The sequence below is a fragment of the Pseudomonas botevensis genome (assembly GCF_019145475.1).
GTDB lineage: Bacteria > Pseudomonadota > Gammaproteobacteria > Pseudomonadales > Pseudomonadaceae > Aquipseudomonas > Aquipseudomonas botevensis.
Map to the genome: position 1 here is coordinate 87,008 of NZ_JAHTKI010000018.1, position 20,412 is coordinate 107,419.

At 63.2% G+C, this 20,412-nt stretch carries 18 protein-coding genes; 9 read left to right on the forward strand and 9 right to left on the reverse strand.

What is annotated here, in order from left to right:
* Window positions 1–67: 67 nt before the first annotated feature.
* Window positions 68–1,804: an IlvD/Edd family dehydratase gene (locus KVQ74_RS21390; RefSeq protein WP_217833227.1), complete on the reverse strand. Its 1,737-nt coding sequence runs from the start codon at window positions 1,802–1,804 to the stop codon at window positions 68–70.
* Between the two features lie 194 nt (window positions 1,805–1,998).
* Here KVQ74_RS21390 and KVQ74_RS21395 point away from each other — a divergent pair, with 194 nt between their 5' ends.
* The 8 genes from KVQ74_RS21395 (at window position 1,999) to KVQ74_RS21430 (ending at window position 8,587) form a co-directional block, all read left to right on the forward strand.
* Complete coding sequence (locus tag KVQ74_RS21395; protein WP_217833229.1) at window positions 1,999–3,321, forward strand: MFS transporter; 1,323 nt, start codon at window positions 1,999–2,001, stop codon at window positions 3,319–3,321.
* A gap of 31 nt (window positions 3,322–3,352) precedes the next feature.
* Window positions 3,353–4,345 (forward strand): AraD1 family protein, encoded by a 993-nt coding sequence (gene araD1 / locus KVQ74_RS21400; protein WP_217833231.1) that lies wholly within the window; start codon window positions 3,353–3,355, stop codon window positions 4,343–4,345.
* A gap of 9 nt (window positions 4,346–4,354) precedes the next feature.
* The gene (locus KVQ74_RS21405; protein ID WP_217833234.1) at window positions 4,355–5,935 is read left to right on the forward strand and encodes an aldehyde dehydrogenase (NADP(+)); all 1,581 of its coding nucleotides are present in this window, start codon (window positions 4,355–4,357) and stop codon (window positions 5,933–5,935) included.
* A 98-nt stretch (window positions 5,936–6,033) separates the two neighbouring features.
* The gene (locus KVQ74_RS21410) at window positions 6,034–6,324 is read left to right on the forward strand and encodes a DUF5629 family protein (RefSeq protein ID WP_217833236.1); all 291 of its coding nucleotides are present in this window, start codon (window positions 6,034–6,036) and stop codon (window positions 6,322–6,324) included.
* A complete protein-coding gene (locus KVQ74_RS21415; protein ID WP_217833238.1) occupies window positions 6,311–7,486 on the forward strand; it encodes a lactonase family protein in 1,176 nt (391 codons plus the stop codon). Before KVQ74_RS21410 ends, KVQ74_RS21415 begins: the two co-directional genes overlap by 14 nt.
* Before the next feature lie 157 nt (window positions 7,487–7,643).
* Entirely contained in the window at window positions 7,644–7,823 is a 180-nt protein-coding gene (locus KVQ74_RS21420; protein WP_217833240.1) for a hypothetical protein, read from the forward strand.
* 297 nt (window positions 7,824–8,120) lie between these two features.
* Window positions 8,121–8,333, forward strand: coding sequence for a hypothetical protein (locus tag KVQ74_RS21425; protein WP_217833242.1), 213 nt, complete (start codon window positions 8,121–8,123; stop codon window positions 8,331–8,333).
* Window positions 8,330–8,587 (forward strand): hypothetical protein, encoded by a 258-nt coding sequence (locus KVQ74_RS21430; protein ID WP_217833244.1) that lies wholly within the window; start codon window positions 8,330–8,332, stop codon window positions 8,585–8,587. The genes KVQ74_RS21425 and KVQ74_RS21430 overlap by 4 nt, the downstream gene beginning before the upstream one ends.
* Window position 8,588: 1 nt before the next feature.
* Here the strand turns inward: KVQ74_RS21430 and KVQ74_RS21435 are convergent, their stop codons facing one another.
* From KVQ74_RS21435 to KVQ74_RS21445, 3 genes are read right to left on the reverse strand one after another with little or no spacing between them, the layout of a single operon-like run.
* The gene (locus tag KVQ74_RS21435; protein WP_217833246.1) at window positions 8,589–9,173 is read right to left on the reverse strand and encodes a glutathione S-transferase; all 585 of its coding nucleotides are present in this window, start codon (window positions 9,171–9,173) and stop codon (window positions 8,589–8,591) included.
* A complete protein-coding gene (locus KVQ74_RS21440) occupies window positions 9,170–12,811 on the reverse strand; it encodes an AAA family ATPase (protein ID WP_217833249.1) in 3,642 nt (1,213 codons plus the stop codon). Before KVQ74_RS21440 ends, KVQ74_RS21435 begins: the two co-directional genes overlap by 4 nt.
* Window positions 12,808–14,052 (reverse strand): exonuclease SbcCD subunit D C-terminal domain-containing protein, encoded by a 1,245-nt coding sequence (locus KVQ74_RS21445; RefSeq protein WP_217833251.1) that lies wholly within the window; start codon window positions 14,050–14,052, stop codon window positions 12,808–12,810. The genes KVQ74_RS21440 and KVQ74_RS21445 overlap by 4 nt, the downstream gene beginning before the upstream one ends.
* Before the next feature lie 39 nt (window positions 14,053–14,091).
* Here KVQ74_RS21445 and KVQ74_RS29330 point away from each other — a divergent pair, with 39 nt between their 5' ends.
* The gene (locus tag KVQ74_RS29330; RefSeq protein WP_225930123.1) at window positions 14,092–14,445 is read left to right on the forward strand and encodes a hypothetical protein; all 354 of its coding nucleotides are present in this window, start codon (window positions 14,092–14,094) and stop codon (window positions 14,443–14,445) included.
* An 84-nt stretch (window positions 14,446–14,529) separates the two neighbouring features.
* On the opposite strand, the gene KVQ74_RS21455 is transcribed toward KVQ74_RS29330, so the two are convergent.
* From KVQ74_RS21455 to KVQ74_RS21475, 5 genes are read right to left on the reverse strand one after another with little or no spacing between them, the layout of a single operon-like run.
* Complete coding sequence (locus KVQ74_RS21455) at window positions 14,530–16,170, reverse strand: BatD family protein (protein WP_217833253.1); 1,641 nt, start codon at window positions 16,168–16,170, stop codon at window positions 14,530–14,532.
* Entirely contained in the window at window positions 16,167–17,900 is a 1,734-nt protein-coding gene (locus tag KVQ74_RS21460; protein WP_217833255.1) for a vWA domain-containing protein, read from the reverse strand. Before KVQ74_RS21460 ends, KVQ74_RS21455 begins: the two co-directional genes overlap by 4 nt.
* Window positions 17,897–18,976 carry a vWA domain-containing protein gene (locus KVQ74_RS21465; protein ID WP_217833257.1) on the reverse strand — a complete coding sequence of 360 codons (1,080 nt, stop codon included), beginning with the start codon at window positions 18,974–18,976 and terminating at the stop codon, window positions 17,897–17,899. Before KVQ74_RS21465 ends, KVQ74_RS21460 begins: the two co-directional genes overlap by 4 nt.
* The gene (locus KVQ74_RS21470; protein ID WP_217833259.1) at window positions 18,969–19,466 is read right to left on the reverse strand and encodes a DUF4381 domain-containing protein; all 498 of its coding nucleotides are present in this window, start codon (window positions 19,464–19,466) and stop codon (window positions 18,969–18,971) included. The genes KVQ74_RS21465 and KVQ74_RS21470 overlap by 8 nt, the downstream gene beginning before the upstream one ends.
* Window positions 19,463–20,407: a DUF58 domain-containing protein gene (locus tag KVQ74_RS21475; protein WP_217833261.1), complete on the reverse strand. Its 945-nt coding sequence runs from the start codon at window positions 20,405–20,407 to the stop codon at window positions 19,463–19,465. The genes KVQ74_RS21470 and KVQ74_RS21475 overlap by 4 nt, the downstream gene beginning before the upstream one ends.
* Window positions 20,408–20,412: the final 5 nt, after the last annotated feature.

Genomic DNA, 20,412 nt, shown 5'->3' on the forward strand with positions numbered 1-20,412 from the left:
CACGATCCTGAGGGGGGCACAAAAGCCAAATGTGGGAGCAGGCTTGCTCCCACAGGGCACGGCGGGGTTAGTGGGAATGGCGCGGCACTTCAGCGCCACGGCAACCGACCAGGAAGTCAAAGTCGCAACCCTGATCCGCCTGCAACACATGATCGATGTAGAGCTGACGATAGCCGCCCACCAATAATTGCTGCGGTGGCTGCAGATCCGCCATGCGCGCCGCCAGTTCCGCATCCGGAATGTCCAGATGCAAGCGTCCGCTGGCGCAGTCGAGCTCGATCCAGTCGCCTTCCTGCACCGCCGCCAGAGGCCCGCCGGCCGCCGCTTCCGGTGCCACATGCAACACCACCGTGCCGTAGGCCGTGCCGCTCATCCGTGCGTCAGAGATGCGCACCATGTCCGTCACGCCCTGCGCCAGCAACTTGGCCGGCAGGCCCATGTTGCCGACTTCGGCCATGCCCGGATAACCCTTCGGCCCGCAGTTCTTCATCACCAGAACCGAATTCGCATCGACCTCCAGCTCAGGGTCGTTGATCCGCGCCTTGTACATGTCGAAGTTCTCGAACACCACCGCGCGGCCACGATGCTGCATCAATTCCGGCGTGGCGGCGGATGGCTTGAGCACTGCGCCCAACGGCGCCAGGTTGCCGCGCAGCACACAGATGCCGCCGTCGGCACGGATCGGATTGTCGAGGGTGCGGATCACTTCGTCCTCGCCATAGATCGGCGCGTCCTTGGTGTTCTCGCCAATCGATTTGCCGTTGACCGTCAGCGCATTCGGGTTGGGGATCAGGTTGGCCTCGCCCAGACGCCGCAGCACCGCCGGCAGGCCGCCCGCGTAGTAGAACTCCTCCATCAGGAAACGCCCGGACGGTTGCAGGTCGATGATGGTCGGCATGCCGCGACCGATGCGGGTCCAGTCGTCCAGATCCAGCTCGACACCGATGCGTCCGGCAATGGCCTTCAGGTGAATCACTGCGTTGGTCGAACCGCCGATGGCCGCGTTGACGCGAATGGCGTTTTCAAAGGCTTCCTTGGTCAGGATCTTCGACAGTTTCAGGTCCTCGCGCACCATCTCCACTGCGCGCATGCCGGACATGTGCGCCAGCACATAGCGCCGCGCATCCACCGCCGGAATCGCCGCGTTGTGCGGCAGGGAAGTGCCCAGTGCCTCGGCCATGCAAGCCATGGTCGACGCGGTGCCCATGGTGTTGCAGGTGCCCGCCGAACGCGACATGCCGCCTTCGGCCGCGAGGAAGTCATCAATGGTGATGGTGCCGGCCTTGACCTGCTCGCTGAGCTGCCAGACCACGGTGCCGGAACCGATGTCCTTGCCTTTGTGCTTGCCGTTGAGCATCGGCCCGCCGGTGACGACGATCGCCGGCACGTCGCAACTGGCGGCGCCCATCAGCAGCGCCGGGGTGGTCTTGTCGCAACCGGTCAGCAGCACCACGCCGTCGATCGGGTTGCCGCGAATCGCTTCCTCGACGTCCATGCTCGCCAGGTTGCGGGTGAGCATGGCGGTCGGACGCAGGTTCGATTCGCCGTTGGAGAACACCGGGAATTCCACCGGGAATCCGCCGGCCTCGATCACCCCGCGTTTGACGTGTTCCGCGATCTGGCGGAAATGCGCGTTGCACGGGGTCAGTTCCGACCAGGTATTGCAGATGCCGATGATCGGCTTGCCGTGGAACTGATGGTCGGCGATGCCCTGATTCTTCATCCAGCTGCGGTACATGAAGCCGTTCTTGTCGGCAGTGCCAAACCATTGGGCCGAGCGCAGGGTGGGTTTCTTATCAGACATGATCGATTCTCTTATTGTAAGACTATTGTTTGCGAGCTACGGCGTAACATAAGCGCAAAATCGAGGCTTTGGAAGTGTTGTTGGGTAATTAGTATTACTATATAGTCGTTTTCGACGGAGGGATTGGCCCTGGCGATTTTTCGCGAGAGGCGTCCCCCGAGGTTCTATAAAAACAACAATCGGAGACCGAACCCATGAGCCAGGAACTGCGGCTTGTCCGGCGCATCACGTTGAAACTGATTCCCTTCCTGATCCTGCTGTACCTGATCGCCTACGTGGATCGCTCCGCAATCGGCTTCGCCAAGCTGCACATGGGCGCCGACATCGGCATCGGCGATGCCGCCTACGGTCTTGGCGCCGGGCTGTTCTTCATTGGCTACTTCCTGCTGGAAATCCCCAGCAACCTGATGCTCGAACGCTTCGGCGCGCGGCGCTGGTTCGCACGGATCATGATCACCTGGGGCGCCATCACCATCGGCATGGCGTTCGTCCAGGGGCCGCACAGCTTCTATGTGATGCGCTTTCTGCTCGGTGCGGCGGAGGCGGGTTTCTTTCCCGGCGTCCTGTACTACATCACCCAATGGTTCCCGGTGCGCCATCGCGGCAAGATCCTCGGGCTGTTCATCCTTTCCCAACCCATCGCGATGATGATCACCGGCCCGGTGTCCGGCGGTTTGCTGGGCATGGACGGCATCCTCGGCCTGCACGGCTGGCAGTGGCTGTTCATCGTCATCGGCACCCCGGCGATCCTGCTGACCTGGCCGGTATTGCGTTGGCTGCCGGACGGCCCGCAACAAGTGAAATGGATGGACCAGGCCGAGAAGGACTGGCTGACCGGCGAGCTGAAAAAGGATTTGCAGGAATACGGCCAGACCCGCCATGGCAATCCCCTGCATGCACTCAAGGACAAGCGCGTGTTGCTGCTGGCGCTGTTTTACCTGCCGGTGACCCTGAGCATCTACGGCCTGGGTCTGTGGCTGCCGACCCTGATCAAACAGTTTGGCGGCAGCGATCTGGTGACCGGTTTCGTGTCGTCGGTGCCGTACATTTTCGGCATCGTCGGCTTGCTGATCGTGCCGCGCAGTTCCGACCGCTTGAACGATCGATACGGCCATCTGGCGGTGCTGTATGTACTGGGCGCGATGGGGCTGTTTCTCAGTGCCTGGCTGACGTTACCGGTGGCGCAGCTGGCGGCGTTGTGCCTGGTGGCGTTCGCGCTGTTTTCCTGCACGGCGGTGTTCTGGACCTTGCCGGGGCGGTTCTTTGCCGGTGCCAGTGCGGCGGCGGGCATTGCCTTGATCAACTCGGTGGGCAACCTCGGCGGCTACATCGGTCCGTTCGTGATCGGGGCGCTGAAGGAGTACACCGGCAATCTGGCCTCGGGGCTGTACTTCTTGTCCGGGGTAATGGTGTTCGGGCTGGTTCTCACAGGCATCGTCTACCGCGTACTCGAGCGCAAACACGTGCTGCCGGTCGACCAGTTCGCCGCCAGTGCGCGCGGCGCCACCCGAACCTGAAACTGCAGAACAACACGCAAAGGAGAAGAACATGCATCTGGTGCAATTCGAATTGAGTAACGGCGAGCGCCGCGTCGGTGTGGTCGAGGGTGATCAGGTGCGGGAAGTGCAGGGTGCTCGCAGCGTGCGGGATCTGGCGCTCGCCGCCATCGAGGCCGGCAGCGGCCTGGAGCAACAGGTGCAAACCCTCGGCCTGGGCTTCAGCCATGACTACACCGAACTGCTGGGCGAACTGCGCATCCTGCCGCCGCTGGATCACCCGGACCCGGCGCACATGCTGGTCAGCGGCACCGGTCTGACCCATTTGGGTAGCGCCTCGGCCCGGGACAAAATGCACCAGCAGGCCGGCGACGAAGCGGCGATGACCGACACCATGCGCATCTTCAAGTGGGGCGTGGAGGGTGGCAAACCGGCGGCGGGGCAGGCCGGCGTGCAACCGGAGTGGTTCTACAAGGGCGACGGCAGCATCGTCGTGCGCCCCGGTCAGCCCTTCCCGCTGCCGCCGTTCGCCGAAGACGCCGGCGAAGAACCGGAAATGGCCGGCCTGTACATCATCGGCCATGACGGCAAGCCGTATCGCCTCGGTTTTGCGGTGGGCAACGAGTTCTCCGACCACGTCATGGAGCGCAAGAACTACCTGTACCTGGCCCACTCGAAACTGCGCAGTTGCAGCTACGGCCCGGAGTTGCGGGTCGGTGAGCTGCCGCAGCACCTGGCCGGCACCAGCCGCATCCTGCGCGACGGCGAGGTGCTGTGGCAGAACGAATTCCTCAGCGGCGAGGCCAACATGTGCCACAGCCTGGCGAACCTCGAGTACCACCACTTCAAATACCGCCAGTTCCTGCGCCCGGGCGACGTGCATATTCACTTTTTCGGCACCGCAACGCTGTCATTTGCCGATGGTATCCGTACCCGGCCGGGCGACGTATTTGAAATCAGCCAGGCCGAATTCGGCGCACCGCTGGTCAACGGCATCGTACCGGTTGCAGCGGTTTTCGAACCGGACAGCATCGGCACCCTTTAAGGAGCTCCCATGACTCAGATTCTCGGACACAACTACATCGGCGGCCGTCGCAGTGCGGCCGGCGGCGTCAAATTGCACAGCGTCGACGCCAGCACCGGTGAGCAGTTGCCTCACGACTTTTTCCAGGCCACCGAAGGCGAAGTGGATGCCGCCGCCCAAGCGGCCGCTGCGGCGTATCCGGTCTATCGCAGCCTGAGCGCCGAGCGTCGCGCGCAGTTCCTCGATGCGATCGCCGATGAACTGGACGCCCTCGGTGATGATTTCGTCGCCGTGGTCTGCCGTGAAACCGCGCTGCCGGCGGGGCGGATCCAGGGTGAGCGCGGTCGCACCAGCGGCCAGATGCGCCTGTTCGCCAAAGTGCTGCGGCGCGGCGATTTCTATGGCGCGCGGATCGACCTGGCGCTGCCGGATCGTCAGCCGTTGCCGCGTCCGGATCTGCGCCAATACCGCATCGGCCTCGGCCCGGTGGCGGTGTTCGGCGCGAGCAACTTTCCCCTGGCCTTTTCCACTGCCGGTGGCGATACCGCTGCGGCGCTGGCCGCCGGTTGCCCGGTGGTGTTCAAAGCCCACAGCGGGCATATGGCAACGGCGGAGCAGGTGGCGGATGCGCTGATTCGCGCGGCGGAAAAAACCGCCATGCCGGCCGGCGTGTTCAACATGGTCTATGGCGGCGGAGTCGGGGAGTGGCTGGTCAAGCATCCGGCAATCCAGGCCGTGGGTTTCACCGGTTCGCTCAAGGGTGGCCGGGCATTGTGCGACATGGCCGCCGCCCGACCGCAACCAATCCCGGTGTTCGCCGAGATGTCGAGCATCAACCCGGTGATCGTTCTGCCCCAGGCGCTGGCCACACGCTCGGAATCGGTGGCCCGTGACCTGACCGCATCGGTGGTGCAGGGTTGCGGTCAGTTCTGTACCAACCCTGGGCTGGTGATCGGCATTCGCTCGGCGCAGTTCAGTGCCTTCGTGCAACAGCTCGCGGGGCTGATCGGCGATCAACCGGCGCAGACCATGCTCAACGCCGGCACCCTCGGCAGCTACGGCCACGGCTTGCAGAAGCTGCTGGCGCACGCCGCGATCGAACATCTGGCGGGCAACCCGCAGCAGGGCAATCAGGCGCAGCCGCAGTTGTTCAAGGCCGATGTCAGTCTGCTGCTCGATGGCGATGAGGTGTTGCAGGAAGAAGTGTTTGGCCCGACCACGGTGATTGTCGAGGTCGCGGATCAGGTGCAGCTCAGCGCGGCGCTGCAGGGGCTGCACGGGCAACTCACGGCGACGATCATCGGCGAGCCGGCGGACTTCCAGCAGTTCCCGGAATTGACGCCGCTGCTGGAACAGAAGGTCGGTCGGATCCTGCTCAACGGCTATCCGACCGGGGTCGAGGTGTGCGATTCGATGGTGCACGGCGGGCCGTATCCGGCGACCTCCGATGCCCGGGGCACGTCGGTTGGCACGCTGGCCATCGACCGTTTCCTGCGCCCGGTGTGCTTCCAGAACTACCCCGACAGCCTGCTGCCGGAGCCACTGAAAAACGCCAACCCGTTGCGCATCCAGCGGCTGGTCGACGGCAAGCCCTCGCGCGAAGCCCTCTAGGTTGTCGTTGTGGGAGCGGGCTTGCCCGCTTCCACAAGAGGTCGCTTGTAACAATGAGCTATCATTGCCGCTTTACCCCCCTGGAAAGACTGTTTGCCATGACTGCCCAAACCCTTCTCGAAGTCCTCGAACACTGCGACATGCTGGAGATCGATGGCCTGCACGCCTTCGAATTCGCCCTGTATGAAGACGACGGTCTGCACATTGAACTCATGGACGGTCGAGTGACGAAACATTGGGAATTCACCCCGGAACAAGTCAGGGCCGCGACGTTCGATGACACCTTGCAGAGCTGGATCATCAAGGGTGATACCGGCGAACACCGTCTCGTCTGCCTGGATGCGTTCGGCGGCAGCAACGACGAGGACGAAACCGATGAAGATGCGTAAATTCTGGCCGCTGCTGATGGCTGGCAGCGTGGGCGCGATGGGTATCTCCAGTGCCAGCGCCGAGAGTTATCAATTGCTGGTCGGTTCCTACACTGCCGGCACCAGCCAGGGTATCTACCGGATGAGCTTCGACAGCGCCACCGGCCAGATCGACGCCAAGCCGCTGCAAGTGGTCAAAAGCGAAAACCCGTCGTGGCTGACTCTCTCCAGGGATCAGCGCCACCTGTTCGTGGTCAACGAAAACGGTCCCGGCCAGAAAGATCCGGTGGGTCGCGTCAGCAGTTTTGCGATTGATCCCAAGACCCACGCGCTGAGCCAGATCAGCCAAGTGCAGAGCCTGGGCAACGAGCCGACGCATTCGAGCCTCAGCGGCGATGCCAGCCACCTGTTCGTCAGCAACTACTCGGTGCTTGAAGATCCGGGCGGAACCCTCGCCGTGTTGCCGGTGGGCAGCGACGGCAAACTCAAACCGGTGGTGCAGATGAGCGCTCACCCGGCGAGCCGGGTCAATCCCGAGCGCCAGGCGTCGAACCATGTGCATTCGACCGTTTCCTCGCCGGACGGCCACTATGTGTTCTCCAACGACCTGGGTGCCGACAAGGTCTTCATCTATCAGTTCGACCCGAAAGCCAATCCGGACCTGCCGCTGACCCCGGCGAAAACCGCTTCGGTCGCCTTGCCGGCGGGCAGTGGGCCGCGTCATCTGTTGTTCAGCGCCGATGGCAAGCATGCCTGGCTGACCATGGAAATGAGCGCGCAGGTCGCGGTCTTCGATTATCACGACGGCGTGCTGACCCAGACGCAAATGGTCGATCTGGCCGCCGGCCAGCCGACCTCGGACAAAGCCGCTGCCGCGCTGCATGCGTCCGCAGACGGTAAATTCCTCTATGTCAGCAACCGTGGCACCGCCAATCAACTGCTGACCTTCGCCATCGACCAGGCCACCGGCCACCTCAAAGAGCTGCAACGGCGTTCGGTTGAGGGCGATCACCCCCGGGAATTCAGCCTCGATCCGAGTGGCAAATTCCTGCTGATTGCCAACCAGAAGAGCAACCAGATTGTGGTGGTCGAGCGTGACGCCAAGTCCGGTCTGCTGGGCAAAACCGTGCAAAAACTGCCGATGGATGCCCCGAGCGACCTGAAGTTTTTCCTGCGTCAATGAGTCGCAGCCCCCGGTTTACGGGGCCTGCTGCGTTGTATTAATTTTGCTGATAACAGCTAACGTTTCAAAGCATTTCAAGCGAGCAACCCTCGAGCGTTAAGTTTGCTTCACGGCCCAACCGGGCAAAGCAAGCCAACTGAACACGAGGGTTACCGCCATGAACTTCAATCTCTTCTCCATCATTGCCGCTTCCGCCATTTCCGCCACCGTGGCGCTGCCAGCCAGTGCCAGCGTTGAAATCAGCAGCAAAAAATCCCACACCCAAAGCTACACCCAGAAATACCTGCAACAGAGCGCCAACTTCTACGCGGCTCTGGATCACAAAGCTCAACACTGAGCGTTACGCCTGCCCCTGCAAGAGCTGCCGAAGGCTGCGATCTTTTGAATTTGATTTTTGCTCGCGAAGATCAAGCTCAAAAGATCGCAGCCTGCGGCATTTTTTGTGCCTGTCACAAAACTGCGGGAGCGGGCAAATCCGGCTCCTGCATTGTTTGTCTCATCAGTTTTATCAAAGGCTGAAATAGGCCGGCTTAATGATCAACGAAGCTGATGCTTACTATGGGAAACGCTGAGTGGTTACCCAGGCTTTTCTGATTGATCCTGTGCATATCGAAACATGTCCACGGAGATCATCATGGCCAGTTCAATCATCGCTTCTGCCAAACGCGGCGCCTACCTGGCTATCGGTCTGTACCTGGTCATGGTGCTGTTCGTCAGCCTCTCATCCCAATCGCAACACAGCTTCGACGCGCCGATCCAGGTTGCACATCCCGGTATCCAGTTCGAACTTCGCTCGCAAAACGCAGCGGTGGATGGGGCTGATCTCGTGGGAGTCGGCGGAGCATGAAAGGCTACAGACTCTGGGTCATCGCCGCTCTGGCATTCATGACCAATGGCTCGTCGTTGTTAGGCCAAAGCCTGGGCTCGGCCGGCGGACTGGCCCGCGCCATCGAAGCCAATCACAGCATCGCGCACAACATTGAACGGGCCAATGCGCTGGGGCTGCTGGCCGGCAACCCACCGGTGAAAACCCCCAGCAGTTTTCTCGGTCCGTTCGAAGTGGATTGCTCGGCAATCGGCATGTGCGCGGTTCTCGCCTGAATCATTTTTTCATGATGGCGGTGAACAGTTCGGACTCCAGGAACCGCTGCAACCAAACCTGCAACCGCACGTAAGGCGTCTGCGCAAACCACTCGCGATCGACATGGGCGAACTGCCGGACGAAGGGCAGCAGCGCCACATCGGCGAGGCTCGGATGATCGGTCAGCAAGTAGTCACGACCCTCGAGCAACGCATCCAGCTTGTGCAGGAACAACGCGCCCTCGGCGCGATAAGTCTCCATCGGCTGCTCGGGATAACGCTCGGCGTATTTGTAGCGATTCAGATGCACCTTGAATAGCTGATCGTTCTCATGAATCAGCTCGGCAATCCGTGAGTCACCGCCAAACAACCAGTCCTGCGGATCGTTCTGCGCCAGCGCCCAACGCATGATTTCCAGGCTTTCATCGATCACCTGACCACTCGCATCCAGCACCGGCACCGTGCCTTTGGGCGAGATCGCCAGCATCTCGGCCGGTTTGGCTTTGAGGCTCACCTCGACAATGCTCACCGCCACGCCCGAATAACGCAGCGCCATCCGCGCGCGCATGGCGTATGGGCAGCGGCGGAAGGAATACAGCGTGTTCATTTCACCTCCAGCGTGCTCAAGCCATTGCCCTGACGCTGCACCTGAATCTGCACCGGGATTCGCTCGTGCATTTCCTGAACGTGGGAAATCACCGCGACCTTGCGGCCCTGGGCCTGCAAGCCGTCGAGGGCGTCCATCGCCAGTTGCAGGGATTCCGGATCGAGGCTGCCGAAACCTTCGTCGATAAACAGCGATTCGATCTTCAGCGTGCTCGACGCCATCGATGCCAGACCCAGTGCCAGGGCCAGCGAGACCAGGAAGGTTTCACCGCCGGACAACGAATGCACCGAGCGCAGTTCATCACCCATTTCGGTGTCCATCACCAGCAGGCCGAGCATGCTGCCGCCGCGTTTCAGGCGATAGCGTTTGACCAGTTGGCGCAATTGCACGTTGGCGTGATGCACCAGCAGGTCGAGGTTGTAGGCCTGGGCGATCTTGCGGAACACGTCGCCGGTGGCCGAACCGATCAGCGCATTGAGCCGCGCCCAGCGCAGGTACTCGGCATGCGCATCGGCGATCTGCTGGGCCAGCGCCGAATTGGCGTTCTGCCGGCGCTGATCTTCGGTTTGCTCGGCGCGCAGTTCGGCGCATTGCTGCTCGCTGGCCGCGCATTGGTTCTGCAAGTCGGCGAGGGCGCCGGCAAGTTGTTCGGCGTCGAGGTTGCCGTTGTGCTGGGCCTGATGCTCGAGCAGACGCTGATCGCGCTCCTGCACCAGCACCGTGGCCTGTTCGACGGCTTTTTCGTTGAGTTGCAAACGCTGGCGCAGCTCAGCGACTTGCCCGTCGTCGATCCGCAGCAGGTCTTCGAGGCCGCCGTCATCCAGTTCGGGATGCCGGGCGCGCCAGTCGGCGATCTTGCCGGCGAGGTCGTGCGCTTCGCTTTCCAGCGCCTGCAAGCGCTCTTGTTGCGCCTTGAGTTCGGCGGCGATTTGCACTAACTGGGTGCGAGTGTTCTGCAATTGCTCTGTGGTTGTGGATTCGGCCGTGCGTGCCTGCTCCACGGCCTGCTCCAGTTGCTGCTGCCAATGCTCGGCGCTGCTGTGATCGCCGAGCAACTGCGCGAGTTTCTGTTGGCTGGCCTGTTGCTGCTCGGCGAGCGCGCTGAATTGCTGTTCGGCACTTTGCAGCAGCTGTACGCGGCTGAGCTGGCGATCCTGTTCCTTTTCCAGCGTCTGTTGACGTTGTTGCTGTTCGGCCAGTTCTTCCTTTTGCTGATCGACTTGTGCCAGGCGCTCGGCGATCTGCCGGTCGAGCTGAATAAAGGTCGCGGACGGTTCAAGGCGCAAGGCTTCTACCGTTTCCGCTGGCAGCAGGCTGCCGAACGCGGTGAGTTCTTCGTCGAGTCGCAGACGGTCGCTGTCGAGTTCGCGCTGCTGATCGCTCAGGTGCTGCGCCGCCTGTTGATGAGCGGTTTCCGCCTGGCGCAGTTGCTGGGTCAGGCGCGCGGCGTCCTGTTGCAGGGTGAGCAGGGCGCTTTGACGTTGCTCGTCCTGGCTGATGCTCTGGTTCAATTGCTCGTTTTGCCGGGTAAGCCAGGCGTCACGCTTGTCGGCGTCCTGATTCAACAGCTGCGCCGCCAGTGGGTGAGCGTCGAGGCTTGGCGCCAGGGCCTGTTGCTGGGCGCTCAGCTGTTCCTGTTGTTGCAGCAGTTCCTTTTGCCGGGCGATGACGCCGCCGACTTCGGCGCGCAGTTCGGCGAGTTTTTCCTTGAGCTGATCCACTGCCTGCTGCGCTTGGGTCAGCTCGCTTTCGTCGTGACGACCGAGGCTTTGCAGCAAGGCTTCCGGCTGGTGATACGGGTGCTCGTTGCTGCCGCAGACCGGGCACGGCTGGTCATCCTGCAATTGCCCGCGCAGCTCTTCGACACTGGCACTGCGGGCCAGTCGCTGACGCTCCAGCAGTTCGCGGGTGACGTTGAGGGTCTGTTCGGCGACGGCCAGTTCAGCCTTGGTTTTCACCCCGTCCTGCGTCAGGCGATCACGCTCTTGCTGCGCGGTGACCAAGCGCAGTTGCAGGTCGGCGCCGCGTTTTTCCAGCTCCTGCTGGCTGGTCCACAGGCGCGTCAGGTCTTCGATTGCGCGCAGTTGCTTGCGGTTGTCCTGCAACAGCGTGCCGAGGATACCGATCTGTTCGGCGACCGCATCCGGTTCGGCACCGGCCTCCTGGAACAGCACTTCAAGTTGTTGCTTTTGCGTGGCGAGCGCTTCGGCGCTGCGGGTGGCGTTCTGTTCCAGGCCCGCCAGTTCGGTCTGGCCTTGGTTCAGGCGACTGCCAATCAGCATCAGTTGTTGCAGACGATCACGGTAGGCATTCCAGGCATCGCTCAACGGCGCCAGATGGCTGCTTTGCTCAAGCTCGGCGCCGATGCGTTGCAGGCGTTCAGCGACCAGAGTCTGCTTTTCCTGCAAGGCACCGATGGTGTTTTGTCCTTCGCTGCAGGCCTGTTCCGCGCCGGCTCTGGCTTCGGCGCTGACCGCTGCGTCCTTGGCGAGGCGGGCGAGGGTGCTTTGCTCTTCGAAGGCCTGGCGCAGCAGCGGCGCATTGTCCGAGTGTTGCTGTTGCGCGTCGGTCAGGGCGGTTTTTGCCGTGTCGAGGCTTTGCGCAAGTTGCGTCTGGCGTTCGCTCAGTTCCCCATGTTGCCGGGTGTGCGTGGCAATCTGCGCGGCCAGCGGAGTCAGCAGCGCGTCGAGTTCGTGCTTGCGGGCGAACTGATGCCGCTGCGGGCCCAGTTGCTCCAGCCGGGTCAGCTTCAGGCGCTCGCCGGCCAGGCCCTGCCATTGCTGTTGGGCACTGCGCAGTTGCTCGGCGGCGGCTTGTTGCGTGTCTTGCAGGCGCAGCAGTTCCTTGAGCCAGTCGTGTTGCTGCTCGATCTGTTTGAGTTGCGCCTGTTGCAATGTCAATTGTTGCCGGGCGGTGTTGAAACGCTCGTCGAGTTCGGCGCGGGCCTCAGGGGCCAGGGGCGTGACGCCGGTGGCCTGATCCTGCAACTGCTTGTGCGCTTCGCGGGCCTCTTTGGTTTTGTCGAACGCGCGGCGGCCGAGGCGGGTGTAGAGCGCGGTGTCGGTGAGTTTTTCCAGCAGTTCGCTGCGGTCGTTGTCGTCAGCCTTGAGGAACGCGCTGAATTCACTCTGGGCCAGCAGCACGGCCCGGGTGAACTGTTCGAAGTTCAGCCCCAGCGCGGCTTCGAGCTGGGTCTTGTACTCGCCTTTCTGGCTCGCCAGCAATTGATCCTGATCGATGTCGCGCAGGCTCTGGCGGCTGGCCTGCAACTTGCCGGCAGCCTTTTCCCGGGCGCGATTGGCTTCCCAGCGCGCGCGATAACGGCGGCCATCGACGCCAACGAAATCCACCTCGGCAAAGCCTTCGCCGGTGCCGCGACGCAGCAAGGTGCGCGGGTCGCCGGTGGCGATTTCACCGTCGGCATCCGGCACCTTGGCGTCACGCCCGGTGTTGTTCAGCCGTGGCACCGCGCCGAACAACGCCAGGCACAAGGCATCGAGCAGGGTACTTTTACCGGCGCCGGTCGGGCCGGTGATTGCGAACAGACCGGCGCTCGCCAGCGGTTCGGCGGTGAAGTCGATCTCGAACGGCCCGGCCAGCGAGGCGAGGTTTTTCAAGCGAATGGCGAGAATCTTCATGGCTGCCCGCCCTCCATTTGCACGTCTTGCAGCAGTTCGGCGAAATCCTTGAGGGTCTGTTCATCGACCTCGTTGCCGTAGTTGTCCAGCCAGGCACGGCTGAACAATTCCTGCGGGGTGAGCTGGTCGAGTTCGATCAGCGCGCTGGCGTCGTCGCTGCCCTCCGCCCCGCGATTGCCGGCGTACTCGGCGGCGATGCGCACCAGCCGCACGGCTTTGCCTTGCAGCGCGCTTTCGACCTGATGACGCAGATCCGGTTGTGGCTCATCGAGGCGCACCCGCACTTCGAGCCATGGCTGGCGCTGGGTTTCGGCCAGCAGATCGATGTTTGGCAGATCCGCCAGTTGCAGCAGAATCTCCGCCAATGGCGCAGGGCCGAGACGTTGCAGATTGACCGCGCGGGGAATCAGTTTCGGTTCGACGCTGACCAGGGTTTCGCCGTCCAGGGTGATGTCGAGGATCTGATGCTGATAGCCGATTTCCGAAAACGACAAGGGAATCGGCGAGCCGCTGTAGCGGATGCGTTCTTCGCCGTTGACCTTCTGCGGCTTGTGCAAATGACCGAGAGCGACGTAACTGATGCTCGGCCCGAACAGGCTGGCCGGCAGGGCTTCGGCATTGCCGATGATCAGGCTGCGTTCGGAGTCCTCGGACACCGAGCCACCGGCCATGTGCGCGTGGCTGATGGCGACCAGCGCCTGGCCTGGCTTGCGCTTGGCATTGGCCGCTGCGATCAACCATTCGTGAACCTGGCCGATACCCCGCAAGTAGTTGTCACCCAGATGTGCGCCGGTCACTTCCGCCGGGCGCAGGAACGGCAGCGCCAGGCACCATGCGACGATTTCGCCGCTGGCATCGGGCAGTGGCAGCAACAGGCGCTCGGCGTCGAGTTGACCGTCATCCAGCCACAACACCCGGCCCAGCGCATGCGTGCGCAAGCGGCGCATCAGTGGCGCGGGCAACTCGATGCGCGAGCCGGAATCGTGGTTGCCGGCGATCATCACGATGGTCAGCAATGGCTGCTGCTCGTGGGCGTTGACGATGAAGTCGTAGAGGCGTTCCTGGGCTTTGACCGGCGGGTTGACCGTGTCGAAGATGTCACCGGCGATCAGCAGCACGTCCGGCTGCGCCAGTTTCAGTTGGCGCAGCAGCCATTCGAGGAAGCAGGCGTGCTCGAAATCGCGCTCCTGGCCATGCAGGTTCTGCCCAAGGTGCCAGTCGGAGGTGTGAAACAGATGCAAGGCTGACTCCGCAACAAAAAGAGGTGATGGCCGCGAGAAATGAAGGGCGGCGAAAGAGGGGAGAGTTTACAGATTATTGTCGGGGGAGGACTGTCGCGATGCGTCGGCTTACCGGCATTGATGATGGAGCGCGTTTTTATCGATGAGAGTCGGAAATGGAAGTTTAGGAGAGCGGTTCAAATGATTTGCCCGAGATGTCAGCAGGACTACATTGCTCAGGCCCGAATAAAGGTGACTGAAACAGTTATTTTTATTTGCCCGGAGTGCGATTCGATTTGGTTCGGGCTTGAGAAGATTGGTCGTATGCCTTTTCTGGATTACGGCACCTATATGGAAGGTATTGGTCTGTCCGGGTTATGGGATGAGTTGGAAATTCTTGTAGAAAGGATTTGATCAATGGACCCATCGAGCTTTTCAGGTCCGGTACTTATGAAAGAACTGTGCGCAGCCCGACGGAAGCAATCTCTCTCGCCACAGTCATTTGGGATAGAGCGGCGGCAGGCCGCTGTCACCTGTCGGGTCCTGCACCCGCTCGGCGGTAGGGATCGCGCGGATGGCCCGCCACAGGTCTTCGCCTTGCCAGTGCAGGCCGGTTTCGCTGTACAGCGCCCCGTTCAGCCCGTCGAGAGCGTCGGACAGTGGAACGAAGCGCGCCGCCATATCCGCCAGGGTTTCCGGCTGCTGGCGCGCCCAGGCGTCGAGGGCCTGGCGGGTGGCGTGGGGGTCGTTGGCCTGGCTGGCGCGTTTGATGTCGTCCATCAGGGTGCGCGGGCTCGGGCCGGTTTGCGCGGCGCGCAGGATCGCCGGTTGCCAGCGTGCGCGCCACCACAGGCCGAAGCCGAGCAGGGTGGTGCAGGCGAGGACCAGCGTACTGAGTTTCCACCACCACAGCGCTTCGAGGTCGGCGCTGTTGCCCGGTTGCAGGCTGCCGGCCGGGGTATCGACTTGCAGGCTCGGGTTGTTCGCCACTTGCAGGGTACGCGCCGGCAGGCTGCTGTGTTCCAGATGGTCTTCGAAGGTGTTCCACCACACCACGTCCACCGTGGGCAATTCGATCGAGCCGCTGCGGCTCGGCACCAGCGCTTCGCGTTCTTCACGGCTGCCGACCAGACCCCGGTCGGTGCTTTGATTGGTCAGCACCGGTTGATCCGGATAGCGGCGCAGGCCGTTGGCCTCGGTGGCCGGCAAGGCCGGCAGTTGTGAACCGGCGAGGCCTTCGACCTTGAGCGTCAGGCTGCGGGTCAGCGAGTCGCCGACCTGAATGTGATCCGGCTCCGGGTTCCAGCTCTCTTCGAGGCTCAGGCTGCGGGCCGGCAGCCAGGGCGCATCGTTGGGGTAGGTCATCGGTTTGGGTTTGACCGTCAGGGCGATTTCCGTGGAGCTGATGTGCATCAGCTTGCCCGGTTTCGGTCCCTGGGAATTGCTGTCCTGGGTTGACTGGGTATCGACGCCGGTGGCGGTGAAGGTCTGCACAGGAACGGTCAGCAAACCGCTGTGCTGCGGATAGATCGCGTAGCGCATCTCGATCACGCCGTGGCGCACGCCGTTGATGTCTTTCTCGTAGGTGCGCATCTCGCCCAGTGGCTCGACACGCGCGTCGCTGATCTGCAAAGGGCTCAGGCTGCTGTCGTCGTACAGCGACACCGAGTGGTAGACACGCAGGGTCAGGATCGCCTGGGCCTGCACGTAGACGCTGGTCTGGTCGAGGCTGGACTCGATGAACACCGGGTCGCGGGTGTTCTGGCCCTGGATGGAGGCGCTTTCGACGACCTGCACGGTAATCGGCTGGCTGTGCGCCTCGCCCAGTTGCAACGACGGGATGACCACGCTGCCGTTCTGTTTGGGCAGCAGAGTGATCATCCAGCGGGTGGTGGCGTGGTTTTCATTGTTCAGCGAGTTGAGCTGGTTGACTTGCCGCGTGCCGCGCACTTCGAAAAAAGGCTCGAGCGGGGTCAGATCCGGTTTGCCGAATTGCGTGACATCGCTGGATTCGAGGGTGAGTTCGACCGTCTCGCCGGAGTTCAGGCGACTGCGATCCACGCTGGCCGTCAGCTCGGTCGCCTGGGCGGAGGCCGTGCAGATCAGCAGGGGCAGCAAGAGAGCGGTGAAGCGGGTCATCGAGTGTTTTCCTGATCCTGATGTTGTTGCTGTTCGTACCAGAATTTACGTCGCAGCAATTCGCCCGGATCGTCCGGGATCTTGCCCAGCCATTGTTCCAGTGCCTGGCGCTGTTCGCCTTCGAGGTTGTCCCCGTCGGGGTGCAGCATCGGGCCGCTGTTCTGTTCTTCCGCCGCCGCGCTGTTCGGGATTTCGTCGGGTCCTGGCTGCGGCGGGGTGGTCGGCGGCGGTTCGCTGGCGGACTCCGGCGGCGCCTCGCTCTGGCTTTCACTCTTGACCGCCGGGGGCGGCGCGGTCGCGGGCGGCGGTTCGTCGCCCGGCACATTCTGCTGCGCTGCCTGGGTTTGTGGCTCGGCGGGCGGCGGCGCGTTTTTCTGCTTCAGCAGGGTTTCCACCAGGGCCTTGTTGGTCTGCGCCGGGCGTAAATCCGGTTTCAGTTCCAGGGCCTGTTCATAGGCGTCGATCGCCGCTTCCAGCTCGCCGCTTTTCGCCAGCGCGTTACCCCGATTGTAGTGGGAGCGGGCGTCGCTGCCTTCGGCAAAACGCTGGGCGGCGCCACTGTAGTCGCCGGCCTCGTACAACGCCACCCCTTGCCACTGATGATCTTCGAAGTGTTGCGCGGCTTCGGCCGGGCGCTTCTGCTTGAGCAAGTGCAAACCCTGCTGATCGGGGCGCAGCCACAAGTCTTCGAAGTCAAAAGCGTAGCTCGGTTGCGGCAGACAAAAGAGCAGCGGCAGGCAGAACAGCCAGCCACGCCGCCCGGCGCACGCGGCGAGCAGCAACAGCGGCAACAGCAGCCAGTAACCCTGATCGGCCCAGGTGTCGAGGCGCAGGGTCTGGCCGTCGCTGCGCAAGCTGTGCGGGCCATCGAGCAGACCCAGGGTGCGCAGGTCCGACTCATCCAGCCGCGCGGCACGGTATTCACCGCCGACCGCGTTGAGGAAGGCGTTCAGACCCGGGCTGTCGAGTTGCGGCACGCGGATCGCACCCTGGGCGTCCTTGAGGAAGCTGCCGTCCTCCTGGGCAATCGGTGCGCCTTCGGCGGTGCCGATGCCGAGCATCAGCAACTGCGCCGATTGCCCGCCCAGCGCATGACGAATGCCTTGGCGCTCCTGTTCCGACAGCGACGAGCCGATCAGCAGGATCCGCCCCTGACCCAACGCACCCTGTTTGAGCAGGGCCAGCGCCTTGTTCACCGCCAGATCGGCGCGATGGCCGCTTTCCGGCATCAGCGACGGTTTCAGCGCATCGAGCAGGTTGCGACTGGTCGCCAGGTCGTCCGACAGCGGCACCAGCGTGTGGGCGCTGCCGGCGTAGACGACGATGGCGGTCTGCGCATCGCTGCGCGCCTGCAACAGGTCGAACAGCTTGCGCCGGGCCTGCTCCAGGCGCGTGGGCGGCGAGTCGGTGGCGAGCATTTCCGGGGTCAGTTCCAGCACCACCACCAGCGGGTCGGCGGGTTTCTGGCTGGTCTGTTCGACCCGTTCCCAGCTCGGCCCGAGCAGCGCGACGAGGGTCAGCACCCAGGCCAGGCCGAGGGCGATCCACGGCAATTTGCTGTCGCGACCGCTGCCGCCGCTGAGCAGGGCGGCGTGGAAGGCTGGCGGCAAAATCATCTGCCAGCGCCCGGCGCGTTTCTGTCGGTGCCAGAGTTGCCAGATCAGCCAGCCGAGCAGCGGCAACAGCAGCAACCACCAGGGACGGAACCAGTGCGGCCAGAGGGCGATCATCGACGCCTCCGCAGACGCAAGCGCTTGAGGCGGGCGCGCCAGTCAGGCAGGGGACTTTGCAGATACAGCTCCTTGGTGAACAGCCGTTGCAAGGGGTTGTCCGGCCACAATTCACGGGCGACCAGCAACAGGCTCAGCAGCAGGGCCAGGGCCAGCGGCCATTGATACAGCGTCTGGGCCGGGCGGGCCTGGGTCGGTTGCTGGGTCACCGGCTCGAGTTGATCGAGGGTGTCCTTGATCGCTTGCAACTCTTTGCCGTCGCGGGCGCGGAAATAGCGGCCGCCGGTGGCGTCGGCGATGGCCTTGAGGGCCGGTTCGTCGAGGTCGAGGGTCGGATTGCCGCCGAGCAACGCCGTGGCGCCGCTTTCCTCGGGATCGGCACCGATACCGATCGGGTAGATTTTCACCCCTTCATTGGCGGCCAGCCTTGCTGCGGTCAGCGGATCGATTTCGCCGCCATTGTTCGCCCCGTCGGTGACCAGAATCAGCACCCGGCTCTGGGCGGGGCGCATGCGCAGGCGTTTCAGGGCCAGGCCAATGGCGTCGCCGATGGCGGTGTTCTTGCCGGCGATGCCGATCCGCGCTTCGTCGAGCCACACCCGCACGGTGCGGCGGTCGAAGGTCAGCGGTGCTTGCAGGTACGCCTGGCTGCCGAACAGGATCAGGCCGACCCGGTCGCCTTCGCGGCTCTCCAGAAAATCACCGAGCAGATGCTGCACCAGCGACAGGCGACTGACCTCTTCGTCCTGCCATTGCATGTCGGGGAAATCCATCGAGCCGGACACGTCCACCGCCACCAGCAAATCACGGCCACTGGCGGCAATCGGTAAAGGCTCGCCGAGCCATTGCGGGCGGGCGGCGGCGATCAGCAGCAACAGCCATAACAGAATGAACGGCGTCTGCTGCCGCCACGCCGGCAGGTTGGCGCGGGCGCGACGGCGGGCGAGGCCTTCGAGGTCGCCGAGAAAACTGACCTTCAGCGCCGGCTCGCCGCTGTCGGCCACCGGCAGCACGAGGCGCATCAGCCACGGCAGCGGCACCAGCAGAAATATCCACGGCCAGGCGAACTCAAACATGCTTGCGGATCCAGGTGTCGACCGCTTGGGTCAGGCCGGCGATGGCCTTGTCGTCCAGTTTGCACTCGGGCTTGTAGGCGCCTTCGACCAGCACCATCCAGCGGGTCAGGCCGGCGGCGGGGCAGCGGTTATCGAGAAACGCCAGCCACTTGCGGCCATTGAGGGTGTGGCTCTGGCTGTAAGGGTAGTGGGTGCGGCACAGGCGCTTGAGCAGGCCATTGAGCTGCTGCAGCCAGGCCCCGGCCGGAACTCCATCGTAGGGTTTGGGCATCTGTGCCAGTTCGGCGAGTGCGGCGATGCGCACCGGGTCGAGCGGTTGCTCGGCGCGCACGATCGGCTTTTTCTTGAGCGGAATGAACCGGCGCAAGCGCCACAATCCAATACCGATCAGCGGCAGCAACAACAGCAGCAGCCACCAGCCCGGTGCCGGCGGCCAGAAGGCGATCGGTGGCGGCGAGATCAGCGGTTGCAGTTGTTCGAGGCCGTTCATCGACCTTTCCCCGGACGTTGCGGGTTAAGAAACTCGCGCATCTGCTCGACCATTTCGCTCTGGGTGCTCAGGGGCATCAGCAGCACGCGCAGTTTCTGCGCGAGCAACTCCCAGCGGGCGATACGCGCTTCGGCCTGGGCGCGGTAGGTCTGGCGCAGGTCGAAATTCAGGGTGTCGAGTTCCAGTTGTGCGCCACGTTCGGCGAATCTGAGCAGCCCGGCCGCGGGCAGGGCATGATCCAGTGGGTCGGACAGCGGCAGCAGCAACAGGTCGCAATGACGCGACAGCAGGCTCAGTTGCTGCTCGGCGCTGTCGGACAGAGCGCGCTCATCGCAAATCACGATCACCAGGCTGCCCGGTCGCAGGACTTCCCGCGCGCGGCGCAGCGCCACGCCGAACGCATCGCGATCCTGCTCGCGCTCGGCGTGCAGCGACTGATTGACCCGCACCAGCCGATTGAGCAACTGCAACAGGCTCTGCTTGCTGCGACGCGGCTTGATTTCATAGTGCTCGTTGTCGCCGAAGACCAGCCCGCCGACGCGGTCGTTATGCCCCAGCGCGGCCCAGCCGATCAGCGCCGCTGCCTGCGCCGCCAGCACCGATTTGAACATCAGCCCCGAACCGAAAAACAGCCGCCGGCTCTGCTCGACCATGATGAAGATCGGCCGTTCGCGCTCTTCATGGAACAGCTTGGTGTGCGGCTCCTGGGTGCGCGCGGTCACCCGCCAGTCGATGGTGCGCACGTCGTCGCCGGCCTGATAGACCCGCACCTGATCGAAGTCCACGCCTCGGCCACGGAATTTCGAGTGATGCAGGCCGATCAGCGGGCTGCGCTGGCTCGGGGTGGAAAACAACTGCACTTCGCGCACGCGGTGACGCATCTCGATCAGCTCGGCGAGGCTGACGCGAATGCCCGGTTCGGACGGCAGGGAGGCGTTCATGGGGG

Coding starts and splice junctions, on each gene's coding strand:
- KVQ74_RS21415 (WP_217833238.1), top strand. CDS start 6,311: ATGAAGATGCGTAAATTCTGGCCGCTGCTGATGGCTGGCAGCGTGGGC.
- KVQ74_RS21395 (WP_217833229.1), top strand. CDS start 1,999: ATGAGCCAGGAACTGCGGCTTGTCCGGCGCATCACGTTGAAACTGATT.
- KVQ74_RS21455 (WP_217833253.1), bottom strand. CDS start 16,170: ATGACCCGCTTCACCGCTCTCTTGCTGCCCCTGCTGATCTGCACGGCC.
- KVQ74_RS21390 (WP_217833227.1), bottom strand. CDS start 1,804: ATGTCTGATAAGAAACCCACCCTGCGCTCGGCCCAATGGTTTGGCACT.
- KVQ74_RS21470 (WP_217833259.1), bottom strand. CDS start 19,466: ATGAACGGCCTCGAACAACTGCAACCGCTGATCTCGCCGCCACCGATC.
- KVQ74_RS21430 (WP_217833244.1), top strand. CDS start 8,330: ATGAAAGGCTACAGACTCTGGGTCATCGCCGCTCTGGCATTCATGACC.
- KVQ74_RS21425 (WP_217833242.1), top strand. CDS start 8,121: ATGGCCAGTTCAATCATCGCTTCTGCCAAACGCGGCGCCTACCTGGCT.
- KVQ74_RS21435 (WP_217833246.1), bottom strand. CDS start 9,173: ATGAACACGCTGTATTCCTTCCGCCGCTGCCCATACGCCATGCGCGCG.
- KVQ74_RS29330 (WP_225930123.1), top strand. CDS start 14,092: ATGAAGGGCGGCGAAAGAGGGGAGAGTTTACAGATTATTGTCGGGGGA.
- KVQ74_RS21410 (WP_217833236.1), top strand. CDS start 6,034: ATGACTGCCCAAACCCTTCTCGAAGTCCTCGAACACTGCGACATGCTG.
- KVQ74_RS21440 (WP_217833249.1), bottom strand. CDS start 12,811: ATGAAGATTCTCGCCATTCGCTTGAAAAACCTCGCCTCGCTGGCCGGG.
- KVQ74_RS21460 (WP_217833255.1), bottom strand. CDS start 17,900: ATGATCGCCCTCTGGCCGCACTGGTTCCGTCCCTGGTGGTTGCTGCTG.
- KVQ74_RS21405 (WP_217833234.1), top strand. CDS start 4,355: ATGACTCAGATTCTCGGACACAACTACATCGGCGGCCGTCGCAGTGCG.
- KVQ74_RS21475 (WP_217833261.1), bottom strand. CDS start 20,407: ATGAACGCCTCCCTGCCGTCCGAACCGGGCATTCGCGTCAGCCTCGCC.
- araD1 (WP_217833231.1), top strand. CDS start 3,353: ATGCATCTGGTGCAATTCGAATTGAGTAACGGCGAGCGCCGCGTCGGT.
- KVQ74_RS21420 (WP_217833240.1), top strand. CDS start 7,644: ATGAACTTCAATCTCTTCTCCATCATTGCCGCTTCCGCCATTTCCGCC.
- KVQ74_RS21465 (WP_217833257.1), bottom strand. CDS start 18,976: ATGTTTGAGTTCGCCTGGCCGTGGATATTTCTGCTGGTGCCGCTGCCG.